The organism is Pseudomonas sp. FG29 (genome assembly GCF_057809355.1).
On the sequence record NZ_JBMDJU010000023.1, the window covers coordinates 46457 to 73170 of the forward strand.

General features: G+C 62.5%; 22 protein-coding genes. 8 read left to right on the forward strand and 14 right to left on the reverse strand.

The window, feature by feature from the left end:
- Positions 1–236: 236 nt before the first annotated feature.
- Complete coding sequence (locus ACODS1_RS19765) at positions 237–1502, forward strand: MFS transporter (protein ID WP_489086999.1); 1266 nt, start codon at positions 237–239, stop codon at positions 1500–1502.
- Positions 1503–1635: 133 nt separating this feature from the next.
- On the opposite strand, the gene ACODS1_RS19770 is transcribed toward ACODS1_RS19765, so the two are convergent.
- The 8 genes from ACODS1_RS19770 to zwf all read right to left on the reverse strand — a co-directional run bounded on the left by ACODS1_RS19770 (position 1636) and on the right by zwf (position 11633).
- Positions 1636–2283 (reverse strand): hypothetical protein, encoded by a 648-nt coding sequence (locus ACODS1_RS19770; RefSeq protein ID WP_489087000.1) that lies wholly within the window; start codon positions 2281–2283, stop codon positions 1636–1638.
- 115 nt (positions 2284–2398) lie between these two features.
- Positions 2399–2878, reverse strand: a complete 480-nt coding sequence (locus ACODS1_RS19775) for a hypothetical protein (RefSeq protein WP_489087001.1) — start codon at positions 2876–2878, stop codon at positions 2399–2401.
- A 36-nt stretch (positions 2879–2914) separates the two neighbouring features.
- On the reverse strand, positions 2915–3871 hold the full coding sequence (locus ACODS1_RS19780) for a hypothetical protein (RefSeq protein ID WP_489087002.1): 957 nt from the start codon (positions 3869–3871) through the stop codon (positions 2915–2917).
- Positions 3862–6543, reverse strand: a complete 2682-nt coding sequence (locus ACODS1_RS19785) for a toxin VasX (protein WP_489087003.1) — start codon at positions 6541–6543, stop codon at positions 3862–3864. The genes ACODS1_RS19780 and ACODS1_RS19785 overlap by 10 nt, the downstream gene beginning before the upstream one ends.
- Positions 6540–7115 (reverse strand): DUF4123 domain-containing protein, encoded by a 576-nt coding sequence (locus ACODS1_RS19790; protein WP_489087004.1) that lies wholly within the window; start codon positions 7113–7115, stop codon positions 6540–6542. Before ACODS1_RS19790 ends, ACODS1_RS19785 begins: the two co-directional genes overlap by 4 nt.
- On the reverse strand, positions 7112–9163 hold the full coding sequence (locus ACODS1_RS19795) for a type VI secretion system Vgr family protein (protein WP_489087005.1): 2052 nt from the start codon (positions 9161–9163) through the stop codon (positions 7112–7114). The genes ACODS1_RS19790 and ACODS1_RS19795 overlap by 4 nt, the downstream gene beginning before the upstream one ends.
- A 188-nt stretch (positions 9164–9351) precedes the next feature.
- On the reverse strand, positions 9352–9870 hold the full coding sequence (locus tag ACODS1_RS19800; protein ID WP_003241180.1) for an Hcp family type VI secretion system effector: 519 nt from the start codon (positions 9868–9870) through the stop codon (positions 9352–9354).
- Positions 9871–10154: 284 nt separating this feature from the next.
- Complete coding sequence (zwf, locus tag ACODS1_RS19805; protein ID WP_489087006.1) at positions 10155–11633, reverse strand: glucose-6-phosphate dehydrogenase; 1479 nt, start codon at positions 11631–11633, stop codon at positions 10155–10157.
- A 111-nt stretch (positions 11634–11744) separates the two neighbouring features.
- Here zwf and hexR point away from each other — a divergent pair, with 111 nt between their 5' ends.
- The 4 genes from hexR (at position 11745) to ACODS1_RS19825 (ending at position 15828) form a co-directional block, all read left to right on the forward strand.
- The gene (gene hexR, locus ACODS1_RS19810; RefSeq protein ID WP_322981920.1) at positions 11745–12611 is read left to right on the forward strand and encodes a transcriptional regulator HexR; all 867 of its coding nucleotides are present in this window, start codon (positions 11745–11747) and stop codon (positions 12609–12611) included.
- A gap of 100 nt (positions 12612–12711) precedes the next feature.
- Complete coding sequence (locus tag ACODS1_RS19815; RefSeq protein ID WP_489087007.1) at positions 12712–12924, forward strand: PA3496 family putative envelope integrity protein; 213 nt, start codon at positions 12712–12714, stop codon at positions 12922–12924.
- Positions 12925–13117: 193 nt separating this feature from the next.
- Positions 13118–13576 (forward strand): (2Fe-2S)-binding protein, encoded by a 459-nt coding sequence (locus tag ACODS1_RS19820; RefSeq protein WP_489087008.1) that lies wholly within the window; start codon positions 13118–13120, stop codon positions 13574–13576.
- Between the two features lie 14 nt (positions 13577–13590).
- Positions 13591–15828 carry a xanthine dehydrogenase family protein molybdopterin-binding subunit gene (locus ACODS1_RS19825; protein WP_489087009.1) on the forward strand — a complete coding sequence of 746 codons (2238 nt, stop codon included), beginning with the start codon at positions 13591–13593 and terminating at the stop codon, positions 15826–15828.
- 326 nt (positions 15829–16154) lie between these two features.
- Here ACODS1_RS19825 and ACODS1_RS19830 read toward each other — a convergent pair whose 3' ends face one another.
- Positions 16155–17342, reverse strand: a complete 1188-nt coding sequence (locus ACODS1_RS19830; RefSeq protein ID WP_489087010.1) for an XdhC family protein — start codon at positions 17340–17342, stop codon at positions 16155–16157.
- A gap of 82 nt (positions 17343–17424) precedes the next feature.
- Entirely contained in the window at positions 17425–18399 is a 975-nt protein-coding gene (locus tag ACODS1_RS19835) for a LysR family transcriptional regulator (protein ID WP_489087011.1), read from the reverse strand.
- Between the two features lie 155 nt (positions 18400–18554).
- Here ACODS1_RS19835 and ACODS1_RS19840 point away from each other — a divergent pair, with 155 nt between their 5' ends.
- Both ACODS1_RS19840 and oadA read left to right on the forward strand, forming a co-directional pair.
- Complete coding sequence (locus ACODS1_RS19840) at positions 18555–19970, forward strand: acetyl-CoA carboxylase biotin carboxylase subunit (RefSeq protein WP_489087012.1); 1416 nt, start codon at positions 18555–18557, stop codon at positions 19968–19970.
- An 8-nt stretch (positions 19971–19978) separates the two neighbouring features.
- Positions 19979–21790: a sodium-extruding oxaloacetate decarboxylase subunit alpha gene (gene oadA / locus ACODS1_RS19845; protein ID WP_489087013.1), complete on the forward strand. Its 1812-nt coding sequence runs from the start codon at positions 19979–19981 to the stop codon at positions 21788–21790.
- A 250-nt stretch (positions 21791–22040) separates the two neighbouring features.
- On the opposite strand, the gene ACODS1_RS19850 is transcribed toward oadA, so the two are convergent.
- The 4 genes from ACODS1_RS19850 to ACODS1_RS19865 form a co-directional block, all read right to left on the reverse strand.
- Complete coding sequence (locus tag ACODS1_RS19850; protein WP_322981912.1) at positions 22041–22769, reverse strand: carbonic anhydrase; 729 nt, start codon at positions 22767–22769, stop codon at positions 22041–22043.
- Positions 22770–22923: 154 nt separating this feature from the next.
- Entirely contained in the window at positions 22924–23985 is a 1062-nt protein-coding gene (locus ACODS1_RS19855; RefSeq protein ID WP_489087014.1) for a PA0069 family radical SAM protein, read from the reverse strand.
- A gap of 74 nt (positions 23986–24059) precedes the next feature.
- Positions 24060–24563 (reverse strand): hypothetical protein, encoded by a 504-nt coding sequence (locus ACODS1_RS19860; protein WP_489087015.1) that lies wholly within the window; start codon positions 24561–24563, stop codon positions 24060–24062.
- Positions 24564–24618: 55 nt separating this feature from the next.
- Entirely contained in the window at positions 24619–25614 is a 996-nt protein-coding gene (locus ACODS1_RS19865) for a bile acid:sodium symporter family protein (protein ID WP_489087016.1), read from the reverse strand.
- A gap of 82 nt (positions 25615–25696) precedes the next feature.
- Here ACODS1_RS19865 and ACODS1_RS19870 point away from each other — a divergent pair, with 82 nt between their 5' ends.
- Complete coding sequence (locus ACODS1_RS19870) at positions 25697–26488, forward strand: AraC family transcriptional regulator (RefSeq protein ID WP_489087017.1); 792 nt, start codon at positions 25697–25699, stop codon at positions 26486–26488.
- Positions 26489–26714: the final 226 nt, after the last annotated feature.

Sequence of the window (26714 nt, forward strand, 5' to 3'; positions counted from 1 at the left end):
GCGACCCGCCCAGCTACGAACTGTAACCACCGCCTCGTTGCCGCTCGCAGGCGCAAACCACTAGCAGGCCGTTGAAAAACGTAGGCGAGGCAGGCAAGACAAGGCAAAAACAGCCGAAAAAGCGCAGTTTACGTGCTGTAAATGAGCATTTTGAGGCTGTTTTTAACGCAGTATTGCCAACGTAGGTAGTTTTTCAACAGCCTGCTAGGCTTGCGCTTTTGCCGCGAGCGCCCGTTATGCCGTCCATCGCACCTCGCCCGTCCAACTCCATACTGGTGCTGCTGGCCTCGCTCTATTGCGCGCAGGGCCTGCCCTCCGGTCTGATCGGCCATTCACTGCCGGTGCTGCTGCGCCAGCATGGCGTCGACCTGGCGCTGATCGGCCTGCTCAAACTGCTGGCCTTGCCCTGGCTGCTGAAAGTGTTCTGGGCGCCCTGGATCGACCGCTTGGCCTCGCCCCGAATGGGCCATCACCGTGGCTGGATCCTGCCGCTACAAGGCGGGGTAATCACTTGCGTTGCCGTGCTGGCGCTCTTGGCGCCGCAGACCCTGTTCGGCGCCGGCCTGTGGTGGTTACTCGGTCTGCTGCTGTTGATCAACCTGCTGGCCGCCACCCAGGACGTGGCCACCGACGGCCTTACCGTACGCCTGCTGCCCGAACGCTGGCGCGGTCTGGGCAACAGCCTGCAAGTGGGCGGCTACAAGGTCGGCATGATCGTCAGCGGCAGCGGCCTGCTGCTGGTGATCGACCCGCTGGGGTGGAACCTGGCGCTGGGTTTGTTGGCTGGCCTGATCCTGCTGATGACCGTGCCTATATGGTTTTTCCCCGAACGCCGCGTCTTGCCCTTCCAACCCGCCCAGGCGGAACGCGCCTTCGGCCCACGCCTCTTGCTCGACCATTATCGCGGCCTGTTGGCGCAGCCCGGCATGTTGCTGTGGCTGGCGGTGGTGCTCACCTTCAAGCTCGGCGACTCGCTCGGCTCGCCGATGATCAAGCCAATGCTGGTGGATCAGGGCTGGAGCACCGCAGCGCTCGGCCAACTGACCCTGATCAGCAGCCTGGCCGGCATCGGCGGCGCCTTGCTCGGCGGCCTGCTCTACGCCCGCATCGGCGTGCTGCGTGCGCTGATTTTGTTCGGCGCCCTGCAGGCCATCGGCATCGCCGCATTGGCCTTGCTGGTGGGGCAGGGCGCCAATACCGGCCTGGTCTATGCCGTGACCCTGTTCGAGCAAGTGGCCGACGGTATGTCCACCGTCGCCCTGTTCGCCGCCATGATGCGCATGTGCCGCCCCGAACACGAAGGCGCCGATTTCACCCTGCAGGCTTCGGCGCAGGTGCTGCTGTCCGGCGTCGTTGGCGCCAGCAGCGGGGTGCTGGCGAAGGTGCTGGGGTATGAGGGGTTGTTCGTTGGGGCAGGAGTGCTGGGGTTATTGGTACTGCTGACCGTGCTGGCGCATGCCCGGCGCGAAGCAGCTAATAAAGGTGCTCGGCTCCGGCCCTGATGCTTTTCGCACCTTGGCAAATTATCTCGATGATAGGGCGTTGCTGGTCGCTCTGGCGGAAGGCTCTACTGGGACTGGACTTCGCCACCTAGGTCGGATTCTGTCCGTCGGCAACTGTTGTGCTCTCTAGCCATTACACCTCTCCGCGTAGACGCCTCTCACGCTCTTGGCGTTGTTCGCGCCTTCTTGCCGGGCTGAAGGGTGGATCGCCAATGGTAATCATCGGCGGTATGCGGATGTGTTGTGTCGCAGGCAGTCGAGCGACTCTGTTCAAAACGGAATACACCGACTCCGCACTGCGTTTGGTGTTGATCTGCAGGTGAGGCTTTTCGCCGTATGGCACTTTCGTTTTGATGATGTAGCTACGAAACCATGTGGTGCCATATCGGCCCATATCTCGATAATGGTCAAGAGTTACCAGCTCAGTGATCTCCCGGTAAGGAACGAAAATACTGGCATGGGCCGTCAGGTCTTGCGCTTGGCCGATGGCCAGATGAAGCCCCTCAGCGTCGAAGTGGGCCTCGTAGGCGGTGTCGGGAAATATCCAGTTCGCGATGACCAACACAATGAGCGGATACCCCAGCATCAAGCAGAACAATGTGACCGTGAGTTCTGCACCATCAGTCCACCATGACGCTATAAAAGCCAGAAGAAGCACTAACCACCCCCATCTCAACCCATGAGCAATGGGCGTAGTAGAGGGGCGTTCGATCATCGAAACACTACCAGCGTCATCGACGGTGAAAATGCTATCCGGGAAAACCTTTATCAGTGCATTCATAGCGCTAAGTGGCCGTGCGAGGTGGGGGCCAGAAAACGGTGTAACCGCACTGGTTGTGGTTCTGAAATAGGTGATCTCTTGCGATGCGATTCTCGGTCGCCTTCCCTTTTGCTACTTACGCCTTTTGCAGGCCAGTTTGTGGCGCGTTATCCGCTGCTTGGTTGATGAGCGCATTGGCTTCCGCCAGAAAATTCTCTGTGAGAGACTCATTACTCAGAAAGAAGCGTTGATTGTCTTCCTTCATATCGATCGTCAGTGACTTGAAGAATGGATTGCGTCGAACGCGGATTTTCTTGATGTCACTGGCACGAAGCAGTTCGTTGCGACGGTAGGACTCGGATTCGTCATCATATTGGATTCCGTTATCCGTCAATGAAATACGAACATATTGGTCGCGACGACCTAATGTGGACGCACTAACTAGTATGACGTTTGCGGTCAGCGATAGTCCGAGAGGCCAACCCAGCACGTACTCATCCAGATTGCCAAAAGGGAAAAATACAAGAAATAGCTGCGCGCTTGTGACGGCGGCGCTGAACATTGTCCAAGACAGCACGCTGAGGTATTGGGCATGATTCCAGGTGGCTTGTTGCATGGTCTTTCCTTGACTCCGTTAAGTTTATGTACGGATTTATACGTCCAGCCCACGTTCACGCTCCAAATCGATAAGGCGCGTAGTAGGACCGTTTGGCTGTAGGCGTTCTGTGACGATCTCTGGCCAGCGATTACGGGAGCGGCGCTTGGCGATGTTGTAGGTGAGCTCCTGCAGCCAGTTCATCGGGTAGAAAAGTAGGTGCCCCAGATAGAGAATCGCATCAGTCCACTCCAGGTAGTTCTTGCCCTCGTTGGCTGCTTTTTTCTCAGCAATCTTTTGCCGCCGGAAGGCAAGAAAGCCTGTGGGTTTGGTATGGGCAGAAAGCATTTCCTTGACGTAGGCATCGGAGTCGCTGCGCTGGCCGTTCTCATCGAACCAGGGTCCATTGTCCATATAGGCGCGTAGCCATTCCCAAAGGCCTTTCTGCATTTGCAGGGTTTTGCCCATCGGTAGGCCAAGGCTTATCAGCAACGCGTTATCGGGCTCGCCGAGGCGTCGTACGAGAATTTCCAGTGAGGCATTTCGCATACCACCGGTATGTGGGCCAACCATAACAAACTCGCCTGCCAGCGCCTGTATACCGTCCCAAGGGCTGTGGTACAGATTGCCATTGTGATCGAAATAGACCTCTCGGGTGCGGCGGTTGAAGAGTATCGGCAAGGGGAGTGGACGGCGGGTTTCCCACAGGAACGGAATAACGAAAAGAGCGGCTGCTAAGATTACTCCTGTCAAAATGCCATCTGTATTTCCGCTCAGGATGAGGATGGAGCACATGAGAAGCGCCGTTACCCCACCAACTCCCCCCAGTGCTCCAGTTAACATTCCCCTGTCGGAGTCCCCGCCATTCTTGATGGCCAGATAATGCTCGGTATGTTCATCGGTAACGAACATTTCCCACGGTTTTTCTCCAGTGGGCTCGTCGGCTCGTAAGAGCGCGCTGCGGGACTGCTCGAAGCGAGTACGGGCTTGTTGGATCAGGTCGCTTACAGCCATGCGAGCTCCTTGATTTCTATGGCTGGGAGGGTTACTCCCTCGACGGGCGAATAGCTAAGTTCGCCATGAATGGCATCTAGTTTGTCACCATTCTCCTCGTGATAAACGCGACGGTAGACAGCAACACCAGGCTCGGGTTTAACCCGTGTGCCGCCGTGCTGATCGAAGTCCTTCCCGGTCCATTCCACGGCTTTGCGTGTACCGCCCCAGCCCAAGAAGCTGCCCCAAGTTTCGTGTCCTTTGAAATGGATCATTTCATCAGTCAGTGCGCTCTTGCCTGGCAGTCTTAGCAAGACGTAGGTGATAGTTTGCATGCCACTATATGGATTCAATTCATTGAGACGGTAAGCCTCGAAACTGATGGGGAATACTACCTTGTAAAACTCGGTCATCGACTTTTCGTAGCTGTTCGACCAATCAGCAGGCCGGGTGCCGAATCGGGTACCTTTGACCCATGCTTCAAGAGGTGTGTCCTGGGTGTGTTGGCGGGCAATTACTCCGCCGACGATCAGGATGGTCCACCCCAGAGCGCGGGCGGCCAGGTGTGGCGCCACGCTAACGCCGCGGCCTATGACCGCAGCCTCGCCAGCGATAACTGCGGCGCGTGCGGCACGTATAGCCCGGAAGCTCTGCACGTAAAGGCGCAGGCTAGCGGCGGAGGCCAGGGTCAATCCTGCATTGATAGCTGTGGTATCTAAGTCGCCGGCTTTGTAGGCCTCTAGCGCCTCGATGCCGTAGACCAATACGTCGAAGCCAGAGGTTACCGATTGTAGGATCGATGCTCTAGCGCCTACCCCCAGTGCATCAGTCAAAGCTTTCTGCGAAGCGATGTGCCTGGCACCATTGAGCTTGACTGCTGCTTCCCAGTCGACTTCCGAAACTTTTTGTAAGGTCGCTGCGATTGCGCTAGAAACTCCAAAAGTTCCTCCCACAAAACTCAGCCAGTTTTTCCCCGATTGCTTTTCAGTTAGCTGTACCCCGCCCCATATAAAATTCACCCCTGCCATCAGCGCTACCGAGCATTTGATAGGTGATTTTTCTAGCGCTCCTTTGCCGAGATCGAGCATCCTCTTGAGGTCGACATCCGTCGCCATGTGGGTAGGTAGGGGCGGTAAGTCCTTGGCCGGTAGCAGGCGGAAGAAAGGTAGTGCATCGCTGACCGCAACACTGAGCTGTGTGGGTTTTAGACGGGCTGGCAGATTAGGGCGTGTGCCCATCAGGTCGCTCATCCATTCGCCGAGTTGCCGCTGACTGACGGCCTCGATAGCCAGGCGCTGCTGGCTTCGCGCCAAAGCTGCGGCGAGGTAGAGGCGCCCGGCGCTCTTGGAACCGTCGTCGGCTTTCTGCAGGCCCAAGCCCATGATAGGTGCGAGCGCTGTAAACAGAGCCTCCAATGGCGAGCCCAGAATATGCCGACCTAGTTTATCGGCTGCCTGGTTCAGCAATTGCGCTAGTCTGCGTGCTTCGTTCAGCGCGCTTGCACCGTTGTCCCTTACGCCGTCAGCCAGCCCTACCAGGGAATTGATTTCACCGACACCGAGGCGTTTGCCCAAGCCCAGTAATGCCCAAACCAGCCAGGGTTTACCCTCTTGCTGTTGGAGTGTTAAGGCATTGGCTATTGCTTTGGCCCCTGGGCCGGTTGTCGCCGGGCCAAGACAGGCTGCAGCGAAGTGGAGTTCTAGCTCCGCACGTGGATCGGGTTGGGTGATGTCGAAATGGCCACAGGCAGTATCCAGGCTGGCAGGGCCGCGCTGAGCTAGGGTATTTAGCCAGGCTGACCAAAGCTCACTGAGACGGCGCACATCGGCGTTGTATTCTTCCTCTTCTTGCGTTTGCTGCTGCCAGGTAGTTTGTAGCTTGCGGTAATTGGTGATGCTGCGCAGTTGGCCGCCGATTTGCGGATCGCCTTCTGCCAGAGATTTGAGTACGCCTGCCATGGCCCAGTCTTCGCCATGGATTTCACGCGTCACTTTGAATGTCTGCTGACGAGCGCGAAGCAGCTTGGCTAGATCAAGCAATACGCCCCACGGGTCGTCGATCAAGGCATAGGCTTGTTGCTCGCAGCGCTGCATGTCGTCGAGCAGCTTTGGCCAGGCTGGACGGTGACTGGTTGAGGGTTCACAACTCCAGCCATACCAGTTTGCATCCATGTAGTCGCCGATATGTTCGTGGATCGTGCGAGCTTGGCCGCTGAATGGTGCTGCTCCAGGGGTGATGGTACGCATCACGCGCTGACGTACATCCTCTTTTCCCTTGGCTGAATTGAACTGGCTATCGCTCCACTGGCGAGGCGACCACGCCAGCATGGCCGGTGTTCCTGCGGGAAGGAGTAAATAGGGCAGGCTACGCCCGTCGATGACTTTGCCGCCGCGAGCTGTTTGGGTAAAGGCAGCCGCGCTGACACTGTATTCAACCAATTGTTTTAGGCCGCTCTGCCAGACGTACAGCCAGCCATCGCGTAACAGGCGGGCGGTGTAGTTCAGCGGACGGCCCTTTAGTGGCTCGAAGTAATCGCCTATAGCAGGAAAGTCTCCCTGTACAGCTGGCAAGCCATAGGCGCTGGTATCCACTGTTAGGGTCGGGCCAAGCGCATAGCGTAGCGGGAGCACAGCGCTAAGCAGGGGGCATCCAGCGACCGTCAAGCTAGATGGGGAGGGAGTTTGAGCAGTCATAGAAGAGCCTCCTGTGCCGTGTCGTCCTGTTCGGCAAGTGCTTCCAGCAGTTGCCAGTCGAGCGTCATTTGCGCGGCGAGACCCAGTTCGGCTGGCGCGCCATCTTTCTCGGGCTGTTCGTTTTGCCAAGCACAGCAGATAGTGCCTTCGTGATGAATCCAGATGCGTGAGATTCGGTGCCAGAATCCCACCGGCCATTGCCCTTCGCGCCGCCATGCCTGATACAGAGGCCGGGCGTCACCCAGGCGTAGCCAGAGTTCGCGATGTTCTGGGGTGAGGATGCGCAGGCGGCGCTGCAGTATGCGCTGCAGATCGTCCATCGAAGCATCGCTTTCCAGCCAGAGACCATCCTTGATTTCGGTTCCGTGTCTCCAGGCGTCATAGGCCATGCTGCCAACCGGAGCATCCAGCAAAATCGGGCCAGCGTCCGCTATGGGCTCATAGGCTGTACCGAGCAATAACGGTCTTGGTTGATGGCTAGGGAAGCACTGATAAAGCCACGCCGTCGCGCTCTCGTAACGAGCTCCGTCTAGCAGAATGGCACCGTTTCCATTGGGCATTGGGGCGCTCATGCCTTATCTCCCTTTGCCGCCTTAGCGGCTTCGCACACCTCACATACGCCAGCTCGGGTGCTGCGAAACAGCATGTTTTGTTTGACTAGGGCTTCCAGTGGAATTCCCGGTATATCCGCATCTGCCGGCCTCACCGCCCCTGGCAGGATGGGCGCCGCCCCCGAGCCATTGCCCGGCGCGCCGCCGGAGTTGATCTTGATCACCGGCCCCACCAGGGTCACGCCGCCGCCGTCGAGCTTGATGAAGCTGCCGCCGCCCTTGAGGGTCAGTTCGCTACCGGCTTCGAGCACGACTTTCAGGCCGCTGGAGAGGTGGATTTCCTGGCCGGCCTGGATGAACTGGCCGTTGCCGAGTTTGATGTGCTGGCTGTCGCCCACCGTGAGGTGGTCGTTGGCCTTGATCTCGGTCTTGCGGTCGGCGTGGGTGGTGCGGTGTTCTTCGGCCTTGAAGTGGCTGTAGGCGTTGGCTTCGACCGTGTCGTGGCGTTCGTTGCCAACGCGGATCTTCTGGTCATGCTCGATGTTCTCGTCCCAGTCACGCTGGGCGTGTACGTAGATTTGCTCGGCGCCCTTGCGATCCTCGATGCGCAGTTCGTTGTAGCCGCCACCGCCGGGGCTGCTTAGGGTCTTGAAGACGCTGCGGGTCTTGTTCGCCGGCAGGTCGTAGGGCACGACGTGTTCGGCGTGATAGAGGCAGCCGGTCAGCAGCGGTTGGTCGGGGTCGCCTTCGAGGAAGGTGATCAACACTTCCATGCCGATACGCGGGATGGTGATGGCGCCGTATCGGTCACCGGCCCAGCTGGAGCTGACGCGTAGCCAACAGCTGGTTTTCTCGTCGGCCTGGCCTTCGCGATCCCAGAAGAATTGCACCTTCACCCGGCCATATTCGTCGCAGTGGATTTCCTCGCCCGCCGGGCCGGTGACCACGGCGCTCTGGCTGCCAAGGATGCGCGGTTTGGGGTGCTTTAGTGGCGGGCGATAAGACACGCCCCAGGGCGTGGCGGTAAAGCGGTTGCGATAACCCTGGGTGAAACCGTCGGCAGGTTGGGTGTCGCTGGTGACGGACTCTTCCAGCACCTGCGGCTGCTTGCCTTCGTGCTGCACGTCGGTGAGCAGCCAGAGCTGGTTCCACTCGCTGCGCGGGTGTTCGGTCAGGTCGAGGAAGTGGCCGCTGACCAGAGTCGGCGAGTCGCCGTCACCCTCGGCCAGTTCGAAGTCGTGGCGGTGGCGCTCCAGCGCGCGCTTGGCCAGGTGTTTGCCACGCTCGCGGTCGGTGTAGCGTCCGGGGTAGTCGTAGTCTTCCAGTTTGGGCTGGGCATCGCCGTCTGCCTTGGCTTCCAGTTGCAGGCGCGGCTTCTCGAAGTCGTAGTCGCGGCGGGTGACCTGGCTGGTGCGGGTTTCCACCCGGGCGCCGAAGTGCTTGACCACCGGGTCGTCGGCCACCAGGCCGGTGTCCTGCTGGTAGGCCAGCGGCGCCAGGCGCGGGAACGGCGTCTGGTCGTCGCCGAAGGTGAGGATGTGGCCCTCGGCGCTGTGCTGGAAGTGGTAGTGGATGCCTTCCTCTTCGCACAGGCGCTGGACGAAGTGCAGGTCAGTCTCGTCGTACTGCACGCAATACTCGCGCTCGGGGTAGATCGAGCCGAGTTGGAATTGGTAGGCGTCGGCCTGGATGCCGTGCTCTTCGAGCACCTGGCTGATGATCTTCTCCACCGTCAGGTGCTGGAAAATGCGCTGGTTGGTGCGGTGCACCAGGTAGGCGAGTTGTGGCACCAGGGTCAGACGGTAGCGGGTGATGCGCTTGCCGGATTCGCCCTGGGCGATGCGGTGGATGATGCCGTGAATGCCGGCGCCGTTCTGGTCGAAGGCGAGGAAGGCGCGCTGATGCAGCAGGCTCTCCAGGTCGAGGTCAGGCCGTTCGCTGATCAGTTCCACCGCGAAGGCGTAAGGCTGACTGATCGCCTCGCGCCCGCTGAATTCGAGCACCTGCAGGTCGTGTTCGACGCCTTCGATGCTCAAGCTGAAATGGGTCTGGTTGGCCTGGGCGAACATTCGTTGTTCCTCTCGATCATTCCATGATGGGCGCGGGGCGCGCTCCAGGTTGTAACCGAATCGGCCGCGCCTTGCTGGCAACGGTCGAGGTTTTCGGCAACTGGCCGGCGCAAGCCATGCGCGGTTTGCCGAAATGCAACGGCCAGGACGATGCCTGGCCGCTGCGGTGACGCGGAGGCGATCCCGGCTTACGCGGAGATCGGGGTACGCCAGTCGTCGGAGCCGGAAGTACCGGAGACTTCGTGGGTCCAGACGATTTTGCGGTAGGTGAAGTAGACGTCTTCCAGGTGAGTGAAGTGCGCCATGTTCGGATCCTGGCAGTTCGGCATGCGCGACTGAACGTCGACGATCACGGCGTCTTCCAGTTCGATGGTGAAGTAGTGCTCCTGGGTACCGGTGGAGGAGGTGCGGTACCACTCCAGACGGCACTTGTTCAGACGCTCACCGGAGGTCAGGGCGTTGAAGATCAGCGGCGAGGACTTGTCGAAGACCTTGGTGATCATCAGCGGCTTGTGTACGCGCTGGCCGGTCGGTTGGCCGGACTGCGGGTCACGCGGGATGATGACCTGGTGGTTGTAGGCTTGAACCAGAATCTGGTCTTCATGACCTTCCTGGAAAATGTTGCCGACCGAGTCCTCGGTGAAGGTGCCAGCGGTGATCAGACCTTGTTTGGTGCCTTCGAGGGACAGATACGCGGGTGTTGGCATGAGTGCTCTCCTTGCCTGGGTCATGGATCGTGATCGATCCGGGAGCCTGGACTAAAGCGAGGGGCATGCCAGAAATATAAAGTTGTTTATAAACAGCAACTTGGCGTGACCGAAAAATGGCTGGTGGTCACGCTGAGTATCCGGTCACGTTATATTGCGCAACAAGTTGCGCAGCGCTGTGCAGGTTGTTGCGCAGTCTTCCGAAGGCCCCGCCGTTGCTGGGCTGGAGCCTATCAGCAGGCCCTTTTCCCGTTGTTCCGTGCGCAAGAATCTGCCAGCTGCGTTCACTCTGCCCAGTGTCGGCCATGGCGTTCCAGCAGGTGCTGCAACTGCTCTGGGCCATCGCTGCCGGCCGGGTAGGGGCGTGGGCTCTGATAGTGCTGGTGCCAGCCCTGGAGAATCGGGTCGACCCAGCGCCAGGCTGCTTCCACCTCGTCACGGCGCATGAACAGCGTCGAGTCGCCCTCGATCACGTCCAGCAACAGGCGTTCGTAGGCGTCCCAGCGGCGTTGCTGGTTGAAAGCGTTGGCCAGGTTCAGATCCAGTTCCACGGGCTTGAGGTGCATGCCCTTGCCGGGGTTTTTGGCCATCAGTTGCAGGCTGATGCGCTCTTCCGGCTGCAGGCGAATCAGCAACTGGTTGGCTTCCCCCTCGGCGAACAGGCGATGTGGCACGGGCTTGAACTGGATGAGGATTTCCGAGGTCTTGCGCGCCAGGCGCTTGCCGGTGCGCAGGTAGAAGGGCACGCCGGCCCAGCGCCAGTTGTCGATCTCCACCTGCACGGCGACGAAGGTTTCGGTGTCGCTGTCGTTGTCGACGTTCTTCTCGAAGTAGTAGGCCGGCACGTCCTGCCCGCCGATCTTGCCGGCGGTGTACTGGCCGCGCACGGTCTTGTCCTGTACGTCGAGGCCGGAGATGGGTTTGAGCGCTTCGAGGATCTTCACCTTTTCGTTGCGCACTGCTTCGGCGTCGAAGCGCACCGGCGCTTCCATCGCCACCAGGCAGAGCAGCTGCAGCAGGTGGTTCTGGATCATGTCGCGCATGGCACCGGCATGATCGTAGTAGCCGCCGCGGTTTTCCACACCGAGGGTTTCGCACACGCTGATCTGCACGTGGTCGATGTGACCGGCGCGCCATACAGGCTCGAACAGGGCATTGGCGAAGCGCAGGGCCATGAGGTTCTGCACGGTTTCCTTGCCCAGGTAGTGGTCGATACGGAACACCCGGGACTCGTCGAACACGGCGCCGATCGCGGCGTTGATCGCTTGCGCCGATTCCAGGGAATGGCCGATCGGCTTTTCCAGCACGATGCGCGACTGTGGCCCAGCCAGGCCGGCGTTGGCCAGGTGCGAGGCAATATCCTGAAACAGACTGGGCGCGGTGGCGAGGTAGTACACACGCACCCGCTCGGCATTGCCGAGGTGGCGGGCCAGACGCGAGAAATCGGCACTCTGCGCTGCATCCATGCCGAAGTAGTCGAGGCGTTCGGCGAAGCTGCGCCAGGTCTCGGTGTCGAAATCGGCGCGTGCCACCTGGGCGCGGCAGCGACGTTCGGCCAGATCCTGGTAGGCCTCACGGCTGTAGGCCGTGCGGGCGAGGGCGATGATGCGCGTTTCGCGATGCAAGCGTCCGTCGCGATGCAGGTGGTAGAGCGCCGGCAGCAGCTTGTGCAGGGCCAGATCGCCCGTGCCGCCAAAAACCAGCATGTCGCAGGGAATGCTCAATGGGGGGACTCCGACTCGGTTAAAACTGTGCGTCGGCATGCGCCGTGTAGTATAACTACAAGGTCACTACAACCGTCGTTTACCGATCATAACCGAGCCTCGCTCGATCAGGGGCCTGCGGTTGACCCTTTCTTCGAAGAGCCGAATGCCGTGAATCTGTTGCAACACATCGCCCAGTCGCGCCACCTGCTGCGCAAGTCCGAGCTCAAGGTGGCCGACCATGTCCTGCTCGATCCCGCATCGGTCATGCACAGCTCCATGGCCGAGCTGGCGCACAGTGTCGGCATCAGCGAGCCGACCATCGTGCGCTTCTGTCGTGCCATCGGTTGCAGCGGTTTCCAGGATCTCAAGCTGAAGCTGGCACAGAGCCTGGCGGCGGGCGCCAGCTTCGGGCAGTTCGCCATCCATGAGGATGATTCGGTCGCCGACTTCAGTCTGAAGATCTTCGACACCACCCTGCATACCCTGATGGAAGTGCGCGAGAAGCTCGATCCCGAGGCTCTGCAGCGGGCCATCGCCGCCTGCTCCAATGCGCAGCGGGTGGAATTCTACGGCTTTGGTGCGTCCGGTGCGGTGGCGGCCGATGCCCAGCACAAGTTCTTCCGTCTGCTGCTCAATGCCGCGGCCTACTCCGACCCGCACATGCAGGCGATGAGTGCGGTCACCCTCAAGCCGGGTGATGTGGCTGTGTGCATTTCCCAGTCCGGTCGCTCCAAGGATCTGCTGATCAGCGCCAACCTGGTCCGCGAGTCCGGCGCCAGCCTGATCACCCTGTGCCCGAGCCAGACGCCACTGGCGGAGCTGTCGACCGTCAACCTGGCCATCGACGTGCAGGAAGATACCGAAATCTACACCCCGCTGACTTCACGTATCGCTCACCTGGTGGTAATCGACGTGCTGGCCATGGGCGTGGCCATGGCGCGCGGGCCGAGCCTGGTCAACCACCTCAAGAGCGTCAAACGCAGCCTGCGCAGCCTGCGCCTGTCGCCCAAGTCGCTGCGTAGCAGCGAGGACTGACGCGCAGGCGAGCGTCACCGAGCCTTCATAGAGTCGCCGTCAAAGCGTCATCTACCCGGAGCAAGCTGAGGCCTCCAGTCCTCGTTCCGGGAGAACCGAGATGCCTCGTATCTTCGATGACGCGCAACTGAATACCCAGGCCGACGCCAAGACGCGTCGCAAGCTGCAGGATCAACGACGCATGACCTATCGCCGGGCCATTGAGCACTACGCCGAGCAGTGTCGTCTGCAGCGCGAACTGGCCGACTTCCCCGACCTGGTGCCGGCCGGTTATCTGGTTGGCGAGGCACGCCTCCAACGCAGCGCGGCCTGAGTGCCATGGGCGCTGCAGCCAGGGTAATTGCCTGATTCTGCGGACTTGTTGCCCGGTTCTGCCGATCTGCCCGCTTGGCCAAGACAGCCAGGCGGCGGCCCTCTAGAGTGATGGTCTGGCCCCGTCCGTGCGGGGCGAACTTCGGCCTGGGTGCCGGAAGCAACCCATACCATCAGCATAAGGTGGGCAGACCATGATTACCCTGAACCTCAATGGCACCGACCATCAATTGGACGTGGCCGATGACATGCCGCTGCTCTGGGCCTTGCGCGATGTCGCCAATCTCACCGGCACCAAGTACGGCTGCGGCATGGCGCTGTGCGGCGCCTGCACGGTGAATGTCGAAGGCCAGCCGACCCGCTCCTGCGTGACGCCGGTTTCGGCCGTTGTCGGCAAGCGCGTGACTACCATCGAGGCCGTCGGCGAAGACGTCGTAGGCAAGGTCGTTCAAGAAACCTGGCGTCAGCTCGATGTGGTGCAGTGCGGCTACTGCCAGTCCGGGCAGATCATGGCCGCCACGGCGTTGCTGAGCAGCAACAAGGCGCCGAGCGACGCGGATATCGATGCAGCCATGAGCGGCAATATCTGCCGCTGCGCCACCTATGTGCGGATTCGTGCCGCTATCCATCAAGCAGCCGAACAACTGGCCTGAGGAGGCGCATCATCATGGGCAAGATCGAAACCCCCGATAGCGCCGCTCGCGGCATCCTCAACGTCAGTCGCCGTGGCCTGCTCAAGGGCGCGGGTGGCTTGGCGCTGGGCATTTTCTTCGCACCGCTGATGCGTGGTAGCGAGGTTTTGGCAGCCGGCGCACCATTGGAGCCGAACGCCTTCGTGCGCATCGACCTCGATGGCACGGTGACCGTACTGGCCAAGCATCTGGAAATGGGCCAGGGCAGTTACACCGGCCTGGCCACCTTGCTGGCCGAAGAGCTGGATGCCGACTGGGACAAGGTGCGCGTCGAAGGCGCGCCGGCTGATGTGAAACGCTACAACAACCTCGCCTTCGGCCCGATGCAGGGCACCGGCGGCAGCACGGCCATGGCCAACTCCTGGGAGCAGATGCGCAACGCAGGCGCCACGGCCAAGGCCATGCTGGTGGCGGCTGCGGCGCAGCGTTGGGCCGTGCCGATCAGCGAGATCAGCGTCAGCCAGGGCGTGGTCAGCCACGCCGGCTCCGGGCGCAACGCCAGCTTCGGCGAGTTGGTCGAGGCGGCGGCCGCACTACCGGTGCCCGAGCAGGTGCAGCTCAAGGAACCCAAGGACTTCAAGCTGATCGGCAAGCGCGAATTGCGCCGCAAGGACAGCCACGGCAAGACCGATGGCAGCGCCGTCTTCACCCAGGACTTCAAACTGCCGGGCATGCTGGTGGCGATGGTCGCCTACCCGCCGCGTTTCGGCGGCGTGCCGCGCTCGGTCGACAGCAGCAAAGCCAAGGCCGTGCGCGACGTGGTCGAGGTGGTGGAGTTCCGTGACCTGCCGCATGGCCGCGCCGGCGTCGCCGTACTGGCGAAGAACACCTGGGCTGCGCGCCAGGGCCGCGACGCGCTGGTGATCGACTGGGACGAAAGCCAGGCCTTCACCCTCGGTAGCGAGGAAATCTTCGCCCAATACCGGGAGAGCGCCGCCAAGCCAGGCTTGCCAGCGGCCCGCCAGGGCGACGTCGATGCGGCGCTGGCCCAGGCCGCCAAGGTGGTCGAAGCCGAATACCAGTTCCCCTACCTGGCGCATGCGGCGATGGAGCCGATGAACTGCCTGGTCAAGCTTTCCGATGATCGCTGCGAGATCTGGAACGGCGAGCAGTTCCAGACCGTGGATCAGGCATTGATCGGCGCCTACCTGGGCCTGCCGCCGGAGAAGGTGTCGCTGACCCAGCTCTACGCCGGGGGCAGCTTCGGTCGGCGTGCCTGCTCGGTGTCGGATTACCTGCTGGAGGCGGTTGCCATCACCAAGGCCGCGCGCGGCAAGGGCGTTAACGCGCCGGTGAAGATGGTCTGGACGCGCGAGGACGATACCCGTGGCGGTTACTTCCGGCCGTTGTACCTGCATCGTGCGCGCATTGGCCTCGATCAAGCCGGCAATCTGCAGGCCTGGCACAGTCGTGTCGTCGGCCAGTCGATCATCGCCGGCACCTCGCTGGAGCCGTTCATGGTCAAGGAAGGCATCGATCACACCTCGGTCGAAGGCCTCTCCAATCTGTCCTACAGCGTGCCCAACCTGCAGGTCGAGCTGAGCACGCCGACCAACATCAAGGTGCCGGTGCTGTGGTGGCGCTCGGTCGGTCATACCCACACCGGCTATGTGGCCGAAACCATGATCGACGAGGCGGCTGTTGCGGCGGGCCAGGATCCTTACGCCTTCCGCGATGCGCTGCTGGAGAAGCATCCGCGTCACCGTGGGGTGCTCAAGCTGGCGGCCGAACAGGCGGGTTGGGACAAGCCGCTGGCAGCGGGGGCGGACGGTGAGAAGCGTGGGCGTGGCATCGCCGTGCACGAGTCGTTCGGCTCCTTCGTGGCGCAGGTTGCCGAGGTGACGGTGAAGGCCGATGGCAGCTACCGTCTGGATCGCGTGGTGTGCGCGGTGGATTGCGGCATCGCCATCAATCCGGATGTGATCAAGGCGCAGATGGAGGGTGGCATCGGCTTCGCCCTGGCAGCGGCGCGGCACAGTGCGATCACCCTGAAGGAAGGGCGGGTGGAGCAATCCAACTTCCATGACTTCCAGGTGCTGCGCATGAACGAGATGCCCAAGGTCGACGTGCATATCGTGCCCTCGGCCGAGAAGCCGACCGGTGTGGGCGAGCCAGGCGTGCCGCCGCTGGCGCCGGCGTTGGCCAATGCGCTGTTCGCGGCCACCGGCGTGCGCCTACGCCAGCTGCCATTCCCGGCGCAGATCAAGGCCTGAGGCTGGCTGCAGCAAAAAAGCGCCCGGGCAATTGCCCGGGCGTTTTGGTTTGTGGGGGGAGCTGTGGGAGGCGCTTTAGCGGCGAGATTGCCGTACAGGTGTCGCGGCTAAAGCCCCTCCCACAGGGGCGCAGCTGTTTTCCAAGTGACGCTTTTAGGTAGGAGCCGCTTTAGCGGCGAGCTTTTGCGATTGATCGCGGCTGAAGCCGCTCCTACGGAGTCGTGTCAGTAGGGTGGGCTTTAGCCCACCAGACCAGCCGTGGTGGGCTGAAGCGGAGCGCCGCCCGGCCCACCCTACGAGTCTGTGGCCTCGATGCGCTCCGGGGATCAGGACGCACTTAGTCTGGTCGCCGACTCGATATCGCTGCAGTCCAACGGTGTTGGCGCATGGATCGACGCCCGGCGGTGCTTGAGCATGCCGCCGTCGCGTCGATTCAGGGCGGCGGTCATTTCGGCGAGTATGGCGGTGGCCACGCTTTCCGGCGTATCGCCGCCGATGTCCAGGCCGATGGGGTAGTGCAGGCGATCCAGCGCGGGCATGGGCGTGGCCTGTGCGCCAATCTCGCCCAGCAGGCGCTCGGTGCGCTCGCGCGGGCCGAGTTGGCCGACATACAGCGGCTCGCCCTGCACCACGCCGCCGAGCCAATGGCGATCCTGGCTGTAGCTGTGGGTCATCACCGCCACCAGGGCGCCGTCGGTCAACGGCTGCAGGGCGTAAGGCTGGCGCGTGTCCACGCTCAGTACCACATCGGCTTCGGGGAAGCGTTCGGCACGGGCGAAGTGGCTGCGGCCATCGACGACCGTGACATGCCAGTCCAGCAGCTTGGCCATATGCACCAATGGTTGCGCGTCGTGGCCGGCGCCGAAGATCACCAGGCGCCGTTGTGGCGGCAGGTATTCGCAGAACACCTCCACCTCGCCACGGCCGTCATGGTAGGTGCGCAGCGTCGAATGGCCCTGCGCCAGGGTGGTGATGAGATCCTCGCGCACCTGCTGATCCAGTGCTGTGTCCGGCAGTCGAGCGTCGTCCTGGCGTTGCGGATGCAGCATCAGGCGATCACCGACCTTGACCCGGGCATTGCGGTAGCTGGTGATGACCGTGGCCATGGCGCCGGCTTGGCCGCTTTCGCGCACCAGGCGCAGCAGGTCGAGTGCGGCCAGGGGTTGCTGCGCACTGTGGCGTTCGAGCAGGACGTAGACGGTACCGTTGCAGCCGAGGCCGAAGGTCAGCGCGGCGTCCTGATCGTCATCGTCGTCCTGGGTGGCGGTGCTGTAGCGACGGATTACCGCCTCGCCGCCATCGGTCAACCACCAGGCCTTCTGCGCCACTTCCGATTCCAGGCAGCCGCCGCTGATGGTGCCGACCGTGCCGCCGTACAGCGGGATCAGCATGCGCGCACCGGGGCGGCGATAGGCCGAGCCGGCGACCTTGACCACAGTGGCGAGCACGGCTTCGCCGCGATCGCGGTCGACGCTGGCGATGGCACTGAGCAGGGCGCTGGTTCCCGACAGCATGGGTGTTCTCCGGCAGGTGGATGGCGCGCCGCTGCGAGACGGCGCCCAGACTGCTTATCCTGCATGTCCCGGTGGATAAGGGTTAGGCCGATTCTGCGAGATTCTTGCCCGATCCTGCGCCGATATGCTGGAAGCGCTCGCCCAATCTGACGATGGTGGCGCGTTCGCTGCGGATGAAGTCGACGAAGGCCTGGGCCACCGGCGACAGGCGTCGGCCGCGAATATTGACCACGCACCAGCTACGTTGCAGCGGCAGTTCGACGACCGGCAGTTCGCGCAACAGGCCCTGCTGCAGTTCCAGGCGCACGGCATGACGTGGCAGCAAGGCCAGACCGAGGCCGGCCAGCACGGCTTCACGCTGGGATTCCATCGAGCCGATTTCCATGATCTGCGGGAAATGCGCACGCTTCTGGTGGCAATACTCCTCGCAGGCGCGGCGGGTGCCCGAGCCACTTTCGCGCACCAGCAGCGGGTAGGTGGTCAGATCCTGCAGTTGTAAGGCGGTGTGCTCACACAGCGGATGATCGGGCGGCGCCACGGCGATGATGGGGTTCTCGAGAAAGGGCATGAAATCCAGTGCCATGTCCTGCGGCACCTGGCTCATGATCATCAGGTCGTCGCGACTCAGGGTCAGGCGGCGTACCACCAGCGCGTGATTGACCACCGTCAGATTGAGGCTGACTTCCGGGTAACGACGGCGAAATTCGGCGAACAGGTGGGGTACGAAATACTTCGCGCTGGACTCCACGCACAGGTTGAGCTGGCCTTGCAGCGAGCCCTGCAGGTCGGACAGCTGCATATCCAGGCTTTCCAGGCGGCCGAAGATATCGCTGCTGGCGCGGCGTAGCGCCTCGGCGGCCTCGGTCAGGTAGAGCTTCTTGCCGACGTACTCGAACAACGGCTGGCCGACCAGCTCTTCGAGTTGGCGAATCTGCAGGCTCACGGCCGGCTGGGTCAGCGCCATCTCGTCGGCGGCGCGGCTGTAGGAGCCGTGTTCGCACACGGCGCGGAACACCTGAAGCTGGCGCAGGGTCATGCGCAGCAGGGTTTTACGCACGTTTTCATCCTCGTTCGGTCAGTTCATAAGTAATTACTTATGCACGATCAAATAATTATTCATTTTTGTTAATTCGTATAGCCGGATAGGGTTTCACCACGTTTTGCAACCAACTGTTGCAGCGGCCCTTGCAGCTCTGCGCTGAGGATTGGATCGTGATAAGAAAAATACTGATCGCCAACCGTGGTGAGATTGCCGTCCGCATCGTGCGGGCCTGCGCCGAAATGGGCATCCGCTCGGTGGCCATCTATTCCGACGCCGACCGTCATGCCCTGCACGTCAAGCGTGCCGACGAAGCGCATAGCATCGGTGATGACCCGCTGGCCGGCTATCTGAACCCGCGCAAGCTGGTCAATCTGGCCGTGGAAACCGGCTGCGATGCGCTGCATCCGGGCTATGGCTTCCTCTCCGAAAACGCCGAACTGGCGGAAATCTGCGCCGAGCGCGGGATCAAGTTCATCGGTCCGAGCGCCGAAGTGATCCGTCGCATGGGCGACAAGACCGAAGCCCGCCGCAGCATGATGGCCGCTGGCGTGCCCTGCACGCCGGGTACCGAAGGCAACGTCGCCGACCTGGCCGAGGCCCTGCGTGAAGCCGAGCGCATCGGCTATCCGGTGATGCTCAAGGCCACATCCGGTGGTGGTGGTCGCGGCATTCGTCGTTGCAACAGCCGCGAGGAACTGGAACAGGCCTACCCGCGCGTCATCTCCGAGGCGACCAAGGCTTTCGGCAGCGCCGAAGTCTTCCTGGAAAAATGCATCGTCAACCCGAAGCACATCGAGGCGCAGATCCTCGCCGACAGCTTCGGCAACACCGTGCACCTGTACGAGCGTGACTGCTCGATCCAGCGCCGCAACCAGAAGCTCATCGAGATTGCCCCGAGCCCGCAGCTCACCCCCGAGCAGCGCGCCTATATCGGTGACCTGGCCGTGCGCGCCGCGCAGGCCGTGGGTTACGAGAACGCCGGTACCGTGGAGTTCCTGCTCGCCGAGGGCGAGGTGTACTTCATGGAGATGAACACCCGGGTGCAGGTGGAACACACCATCACCGAGGAAATCACCGGTATCGACGTCGTGCGTGAGCAGATCCGCATCGCCTCGGGTTTGCCGCTGTCGGTCAAGCAGGAAGACATCATCCATCGCGGTTATGCCCTGCAGTTCCGCATCAACGCCGAGGATCCGAAGAACAACTTCCTGCCCTCGTTCGGTAAGATCACCCGCTACTACGCGCCCGGCGGCCCCGGCGTGCGCACCGACACGGCGATCTACACCGGCTACACCATTCCGCCCTACTACGACTCGATGTGCCTGAAGCTGATCGTCTGGGCCCTGACCTGGGAGGAGGCGCTGGATCGCGGCCTGCGCGCTCTGGATGACATGCGTGTGCAGGGCGTGAAGACCACCGCCCCGTACTACCAGGAAATCCTGCGCAACGGCGAATTCCGTAGCGGCCAGTTCAACACCAGCTTCGTCGAAAGCCATCCGGAACTGACCCAGTACTCGATCAAGCGCAACCCGTCGCACCTGGCCATCGCCATCGCTACCGCCATTGCCGCCCACGCCGGCCTGTAGGGGACACCATGAACAAGAAGATCACGATCACCGATACCATCCTGCGCGACGCGCACCAGTCCCTGCTGGCCACCCGCATGCGCACCGAGGACATGCTGCCGATCTGCGAGAAGCTCGATCGCGTCGGCTACTGGTCGCTGGAAGTCTGGGGCGGCGCTACCTTCGACGCCTGCGTGCGCTTCCTCAAGGAAGACCCGTGGGAGCGCCTGCGCCAGCTCAAGGCTGCGCTGCCCAATACCCGCCTGCAGATGCTCCTGCGCGGGCAGAACCTGCTCGGCTACCGTCACTACAGCGACGATGTGGTACGTGCCTTCGTCGCCAAGGCCGCGGTCAACGGCATCGACGTGTTCCGCATCTTCGATGCGATGAACGACGTGCGTAACCTGCGCGTGGCCATCGAAGCGGTCAAGGCCGCCGGCAAGCATGCCCAGGGCACCATCGCTTACACCACCAGCCCGGTGCACACCATCGACGCCTTCGTCGAACAGGCCAAGCAGATGGCCGCCATGGGCGTCGACTCCATCGCCATCAAGGACATGGCCGGCCTGCTCACGCCTTACGCCACCGGCGATCTGGTCAAGGCGCTGAAGGATGCCCTGCCGCTGGACGTGGTGGTGCACTCCCACGATACCGCCGGCGTGGCCAGCATGTGCCAGCTCAAGGCTGTGGAGAACGGTGCTGACCGTATCGACACCGCCATCTCCAGCATGGCCTGGGGCACCAGCCACCCGGGTACCGAATCGATGGTCGCCGCGCTGCGCGGCACGCCCTTCGACACCGGCCTGGATCTGGAACTGCTGCAGGAGATCGGCCTGTACTTCCATGCCGTGCGCAAGAAGTACCACCAGTTCGAAAGCGAATTCACTGGCGTCGACACCCGCGTACAGGTCAACCAGGTTCCGGGCGGGATGATTTCCAACCTGGCCAACCAGTTGAAGGAGCAGGGCGCGCTGAACCGCATGGGCGAAGTGCTGGAAGAGATTCCGCGCGTGCGTGCCGACCTCGGCTTCCCGCCGCTGGTCACGCCGACCTCGCAGATCGTCGGCACCCAGGCGTTCTTCAACGTGCTGGCCGGCGAGCGCTACAAGACCATCACCAACGAGGTGAAGCTGTATCTGCAGGGCCGCTACGGCAAGGCGCCGGGCAAGGTCGACGAGGAGCTGCGCAAGCACGCCATCGGCAACGAAGAAGTCATCGACGTACGCCCGGCCGACCTGCTCAAGCCGGAAATGGCCAAGCTGCGCGAGGAAATCGGCGCCCTGGCCAAGTCCGAAGAGGACGTGCTGACCTTCGCCATGTTCCCGGACATCGGCCGCAAATTCCTCGAGGAGCGCGCCGCCGGCACCCTGACCCCGGAAGTGCTGCTGCCGATCCCGCAGGGCGGCGCTGCCGCCCCGGTGGGTGGCGAAGGCGTGCCGACCGAGTTCGTGGTCGATGTGCACGGCGAGAGCTACCGCGTCGACATCACCGGTGTCGGCGTCAAGGGCGACGGCAAGCGCCACTTCTACCTGTCCATTGATGGCATGCCGGAAGAAGTGGTGTTCGAGGCGCTCAACGAATACGTCGCTGGCGGTGCCAGTGGTAAACGCAAGCAGGCCAGCGCGCCGGGCGATGTCTCCACCACCATGCCGGGCAACATCGTCGATGTGCTGGTCAAGGAAGGGGACGTGGTCAAGGCGGGTCAGGCCGTGCTGATCACCGAAGCGATGAAGATGGAAACCGAAGTACAGGCGCCGATCGCCGGTACCGTCAAGGCCGTGCATGTGGCCAAGGGCGACCGTGTGAACCCGGGCGAAGTGCTGGTGGAAATCGAAGGTTAACCTCAGGAGCCCGGCCTGTTGGATGGGCAAGTTTGACGGGGCGTAATCCGGGCTCCTTTTTTATTCAGGGGCGTCTCGTACGAGGCGCTCCAGGGTTGAGACCCAGGAGCCGCAAGGCTCCTTTTTTTACCCGCTTTCTACGGCCATGCCCCAGGTGCGCGAGCACAGCGCGGGCGATCAGCACCGCCTGGCGCGGGGCATGGTCTTTTCCTTCTGGTCGGCCGGAGCCTTGCGCTCCGGCCGACGCATTTCAGCTCTGCGCGAAGCGCGCGCGGGGCGTGGCCATCGGCGTCTTGTCGCCATCGAGCGGCAGGAAGCTGCCCAGCTCGGCGTCATAGGCCTTGATCTGGCTGGTTTCGATGTCATACACCCAGCCATGGATGAACAGTTGGCCGCGCGCCAGCTTGGCCGCCACCGACGGGTGGGTGCACAGGTGGTTGAGCTGAGCGACCACGTTCTCTTCGGTCAGCACGGCCAGGGCTTCCTGGTCGCTGCTGCAATTGCAGTTCTCCGCCACCACGGTGCGCGCCACTTCGGCATGCCGCAGCCAGGCCTTGACCGTGGGCATGGTCTCCAGCGACGCCGGGTTGAGCACGGCCTTCATCGCGCCACAGTCGGAGTGGCCGCAGACCACGATGTGCTGCACGCCCAGGGCCATCACCGCGTATTCGATGGCGGTGGAAACGCCGCCCATCATTTGCCCGTAGGCCGGCACCACGTTACCGACGTTGCGGTTGACGAACAGGTCGCCCGGCGAGCTCTGCGTGATCAGCTCAGGCACCACGCGCGAGTCGGCGCAGGTGATGAACATGGCGCGGGGGTTTTGCGCGGTCGCCAGCTTCTTGAACAGCTCTTCCTGCTGCGGGAACACCTCGTTGCGAAAGCGTTTGAAGCCTTCGACGATGTTGTGCAGGGCCTGCTCGGCGGTTTCCTCGCCCTCGTGGGTCTGAAGCGGAATGACTTTGTGTTTGTAAGGCATGCGCTAAACCTCGTCGTTATCGAAAAATACGCTGCTAGAACGACAGCCGCAGCGGGGTGCGAGTCACACGCAAGTGTCGCCTTCCATACGCTGAGCGACAACCGGCGGACTCGTTTCGATGCCGCAAGGCAGATCCAGATAACCCGGCATAGGGTCAGAGTAGGCTCAATTGCGCACCGGGCGGGCAGAACTGCGAACAATTCAGCACCACGCGTTCGCGTTTATCCAGGCCGAACTTGCGCCGCGCCAGGCGAAAGCGCTGTTGCAGCAGGTCGGCGAACTGACCTTCGCCGCGCATGCGACTGCCGAAGCGGCTGTCGTAATTCTTCCCGCCACGGCTTTGGCGAATCAGGCTCATGACGTGCTCGGCGCGCTCGGGGAAATGCACCTGCAACCATTCCTCGAACAGCCCGGCGATCTCCAGCGGCAGGCGCAGCAGCACGTAGCCGGCCGAGTGCGCGCCGGCATCGGCAGCGGCTTCGAGCAGGGCCTCCAGCTCCATGTCGTTGATCATGGGGATCATCGGCGCGCACATCACGCTCACCGGCACGCCAGCCTCGTGCAGCGTGCGCATGGCGCGCAGGCGTGCCGCTGGGGCAGCGGTGCGCGGCTCCATAATGCGTTTGAGGTCGTCGTCCAGGGTCGTCAGGCTGAAGGCCACACTGACCAGGTTGTGGCTGGCCAGCTCGCTGAGCAGGTCGAGGTCGCGCAGGATCAGCGAGCCCTTGGTGATGATGCTCAGCGGGTGCTTGTAGCGCAGCAGGATTTCCAGGGCCTGGCGGGTCAGGCGTTGTTCACGCTCGATCGGCTGGTAGGCATCGGTGTTGATGCCCAGGGCGATGGGCTGTGGCACGTAGCCGGGTTTCTGCAGTTGTTCTTCCAGGCGTTCGGCCAGGTTGGTCTTGGCGATCAGCCGGGTTTCGAAGTCGATGCCGGGCGACATGTCCCAATAGGCATGGGTCGGCCTGGCGAAGCAGTAGATGCAGCCGTGCTCGCAGCCTCGGTAGGGGTTTACCGAGCGGTCGAAGCCGACGTCCGGTGAGTTGTTGCGAGTGATCGCCGTCTTCGCCTGCTCCTTGCGTACTTCCGTGGCGCGGCTCGGCGGGGTTTCGTCCTGATACCAGCCGTCGTCTTCCTGCTGCGAGCGGGTGGGCGCATAGCGGTTATGCGGGTTGCTGGCGGTGCCGCGACCGCGCGGCGGAATGGGTGCAGGCATAGGTTTGATCCGATAAATACTGTATGCATGAACAGTATATCGGTTGCCGGGTCTGCGCCAGTGCTGAGCGTCGCTCAGTCTTCTTCTTCGACGGGAGGCGGCGCTGGTGTGAAGGGCTCGATCACGTACTGACGGCCATGAAGGCGGCAATCCTCGAGCGTGCCGTTGGCATCGCGCAGGGTCACGAGGAAGGTGCTGCCCTGCGGATCGTCGGCGTCGATCACTCCGGTCTGCAGGTTGATCGCCTTGTTGAGGTACCACTCGAATTCATCGTCTGCCCAGTCGCTGCCGCCATGCCAGCGCAGGATCAGGCCACCCTCGCGCCAGTGCACGGAGGCGAACGCCATGTCATCCGGCCAGCGGTAGCCGACCATGCAGAAGTGGTTGCGGCTGCCATAGGCCTTTTTTGACTGCAGCAGGACGCGCAGTTCCGGTTCCGGGTTCTGGTAGGGCGGAGTCGTGGCGGTATCGAAGCGGGCGGTCATCCCGGCGTAGATCGAAGGGCCGAAATCAGTGGCTATGGCGAGCGGCGCGGCACCGAGCAGGGCCGCGCCGATCAGGTGTGCGAGAGGGCGCATAAACATCCTTGTGAGCGTGGATAACGCCCTGCACGCTAGCGCATCCCCGTTGGCTTCAGGAAGCGGTCTTGGCGTCGATCACTTCACATTCCGGGCGGCGCGCATAACGCTGCGCCAGCACCGCACAGACCATCAGCTGAATCTGGTGGAACAGCATCAGCGGCAGGATCAGCACACCGATGCTGCTGCCGGCGAACAGCACCTGGGCCATGGGCACGCCGGTGGCCAGGCTCTTCTTCGAGCCGCAGAAGAGAATGGTGATGCGATCTTCCAGGTTGAAGCCCAGCCATTTGCCGAGCAGGTGGGTGAGTACCAGCGCCAGGGCCAGCAGCACGCAGCAGGCCAGAATCAGTGCCAGCAGGGTGATCAGCGGCACCTCCTGCCATAGGCCGCCGATCACTGCCGCGCTGAAGGCGGTGTAGACCACCAGCAGGATCGAGCTCTGGTCGACGTACTTCAGCCAGGTCTTGTTCTTGTTCACCCAGCCGCCGATCCAGCGCTGGGCGATCTGCCCGAGCACGAAGGGCAGCAGCAGTTGCAGGCTGATCTTGCCGATGGCATCGAGGGTCGAGCCGTTATCGCCATGCACGCCCATCAGGAAGGCCACCAGCAGCGGCGTGACGAAGATGCCCAGCAGGCTGGAGGCCGCTGCGCTGCAGATCGCTGCCGGGATATTGCCGCGGGCCAGCGAGGTGAAGGCGATGGCCGATTGCACCGTGGCCGGCAGGGCGCACAGGTAGAGCATGCCCATGAACAGCTCGGTGCCCAGCAGCGGCTCCAGCAGCGGGCGCAGCAGCAGGCCGAGCAAGGGGAAGACGATGAAGGTGCAGGAGAACACCAACAGATGCAGACGCCAGTGGCCGGCACCGGCGACGATCGCCTGGCGCGACAGCTTGGCGCCATGCAGGAAGAACAGCAGGGCGATGGCCAGGTCGGTGATCCATTCGAAGACTGTGGCGATCTGGCCGCTGGCCGGTAGCAGCGTGGCGGTCAGCACCACGGCGAGCAGGGTGAGGGTGAAGTTGTCGGGCAGCAGGCGGGAGCGGGCCATGAGCGATATCCGGTTATTGTCAGACGGGCCCGGCCACTCTAGCCTGAGTGGCATCGACCGACTAACGCCATCAGGCCAGAGAATGTCGCTTAACGGACAAAACCCGCTACCCGAACGCGCGGTACCGCGCCTGCCGCACCTGCCCAGGCCGCTCTATGCGCGCAACGAGTCCCTGGCCCTGGCGGTCAGCACGCCGCGCCACAGCCACCCCTGGGTGCAGCTTTCCTATGCGCTGGAAGGCGTGCTGCACGTGCACAGCGCCGCCGGTCGTTTCGTCGCGCCGCCGCAGCGGGCCATCTGGATTCCCGCCGATCTCGAGCATGAGGTGATCAGCTCGCCGGGCACCGAGATGCGCAGCCTGTATATCGACTGCTCTGTCAGTGCCTGGGCGCCATCGCGTTGCCGTGTACTGGCCATCGACAGCCTGACCCGCGAGCTGATCCGCAGCTTCTGCGAGCTACCGGTGGAATACGACGAGCAGGGCGCCGAGGGGCGTCTGGCGCAGGTACTGCTGGATCGGTTGCGTGCTGCCCAGGAAGTGGGGCTGTCCCTGCCGTTGCCGCAGGATGCGCGGCTGCTGCGCTTGTGCCGGGCCTTGCAGGGGCAGCCGGACGACAATCGCAGCCTGACACAATGGAGCCAGGCGCTTGGCGCCTCGGAGAAAACTCTGAGCCGCCTGTTCCTGCGTGAAACCGGCCTGACTTTCCGCGCCTGGCGCCAGCGCCTGCGCCTGCTGCATGCGCTGGAACCGCTGCAGCGCGGCGAGCGCGTCACCGACGTGGCGCTGGCCTGCGGCTACGACTCTACCTCGGCTTTTATCGCCGCCTTTCGCCAACAGTTTGGTGAGACGCCGGGGGAGTTCTTTCGTGGTTGATGTGGCTCGCGATCAGTAGGGTGGGTTAGCCGCCTACCAGAGCGCGGGTAAAGGCTGCCAGAGGGATTGCGGCGTAACCCACCATCGGTGTAGGCAGGAAACTCCGCTTGGTGGGTTACGCGGCGCGTGGATTTCTTCACCGCTGCAAGATCAGCGCTTGGCGCCGCTAACCCACCCTTGTATTTTGTTTTTGCTCAAGTCGCTCTTGAGCACAAGGCACCCGGAT

Excerpts from the sequence above, each read along its gene's own strand:
- ACODS1_RS19800 (WP_003241180.1), bottom strand. The coding sequence starts at position 9,870 with ATGCCAACACCCGCGTATCTGTCCCTCGAAGGCACCAAACAAGGTCTG.
- ACODS1_RS19870 (WP_489087017.1), top strand. The coding sequence starts at position 25,697 with ATGTCGCTTAACGGACAAAACCCGCTACCCGAACGCGCGGTACCGCGC.
- ACODS1_RS19780 (WP_489087002.1), bottom strand. The coding sequence starts at position 3,871 with ATGGCTGTAAGCGACCTGATCCAACAAGCCCGTACTCGCTTCGAGCAG.
- ACODS1_RS19865 (WP_489087016.1), bottom strand. The coding sequence starts at position 25,614 with ATGGCCCGCTCCCGCCTGCTGCCCGACAACTTCACCCTCACCCTGCTC.
- ACODS1_RS19815 (WP_489087007.1), top strand. The coding sequence starts at position 12,712 with ATGCCTCGTATCTTCGATGACGCGCAACTGAATACCCAGGCCGACGCC.
- ACODS1_RS19785 (WP_489087003.1), bottom strand. The coding sequence starts at position 6,543 with ATGACTGCTCAAACTCCCTCCCCATCTAGCTTGACGGTCGCTGGATGC.
- ACODS1_RS19765 (WP_489086999.1), top strand. The coding sequence starts at position 237 with ATGCCGTCCATCGCACCTCGCCCGTCCAACTCCATACTGGTGCTGCTG.
- ACODS1_RS19775 (WP_489087001.1), bottom strand. The coding sequence starts at position 2,878 with ATGCAACAAGCCACCTGGAATCATGCCCAATACCTCAGCGTGCTGTCT.
- ACODS1_RS19795 (WP_489087005.1), bottom strand. The coding sequence starts at position 9,163 with ATGTTCGCCCAGGCCAACCAGACCCATTTCAGCTTGAGCATCGAAGGC.
- zwf (WP_489087006.1), bottom strand. The coding sequence starts at position 11,633 with ATGCCGACGCACAGTTTTAACCGAGTCGGAGTCCCCCCATTGAGCATT.
- ACODS1_RS19820 (WP_489087008.1), top strand. The coding sequence starts at position 13,118 with ATGATTACCCTGAACCTCAATGGCACCGACCATCAATTGGACGTGGCC.
- ACODS1_RS19790 (WP_489087004.1), bottom strand. The coding sequence starts at position 7,115 with ATGAGCGCCCCAATGCCCAATGGAAACGGTGCCATTCTGCTAGACGGA.
- ACODS1_RS19770 (WP_489087000.1), bottom strand. The coding sequence starts at position 2,283 with ATGAATGCACTGATAAAGGTTTTCCCGGATAGCATTTTCACCGTCGAT.
- oadA (WP_489087013.1), top strand. The coding sequence starts at position 19,979 with ATGAACAAGAAGATCACGATCACCGATACCATCCTGCGCGACGCGCAC.
- ACODS1_RS19825 (WP_489087009.1), top strand. The coding sequence starts at position 13,591 with ATGGGCAAGATCGAAACCCCCGATAGCGCCGCTCGCGGCATCCTCAAC.
- ACODS1_RS19860 (WP_489087015.1), bottom strand. The coding sequence starts at position 24,563 with ATGCGCCCTCTCGCACACCTGATCGGCGCGGCCCTGCTCGGTGCCGCG.
- ACODS1_RS19850 (WP_322981912.1), bottom strand. The coding sequence starts at position 22,769 with ATGCCTTACAAACACAAAGTCATTCCGCTTCAGACCCACGAGGGCGAG.
- ACODS1_RS19830 (WP_489087010.1), bottom strand. The coding sequence starts at position 17,342 with ATGCTGTCGGGAACCAGCGCCCTGCTCAGTGCCATCGCCAGCGTCGAC.
- ACODS1_RS19855 (WP_489087014.1), bottom strand. The coding sequence starts at position 23,985 with ATGCCTGCACCCATTCCGCCGCGCGGTCGCGGCACCGCCAGCAACCCG.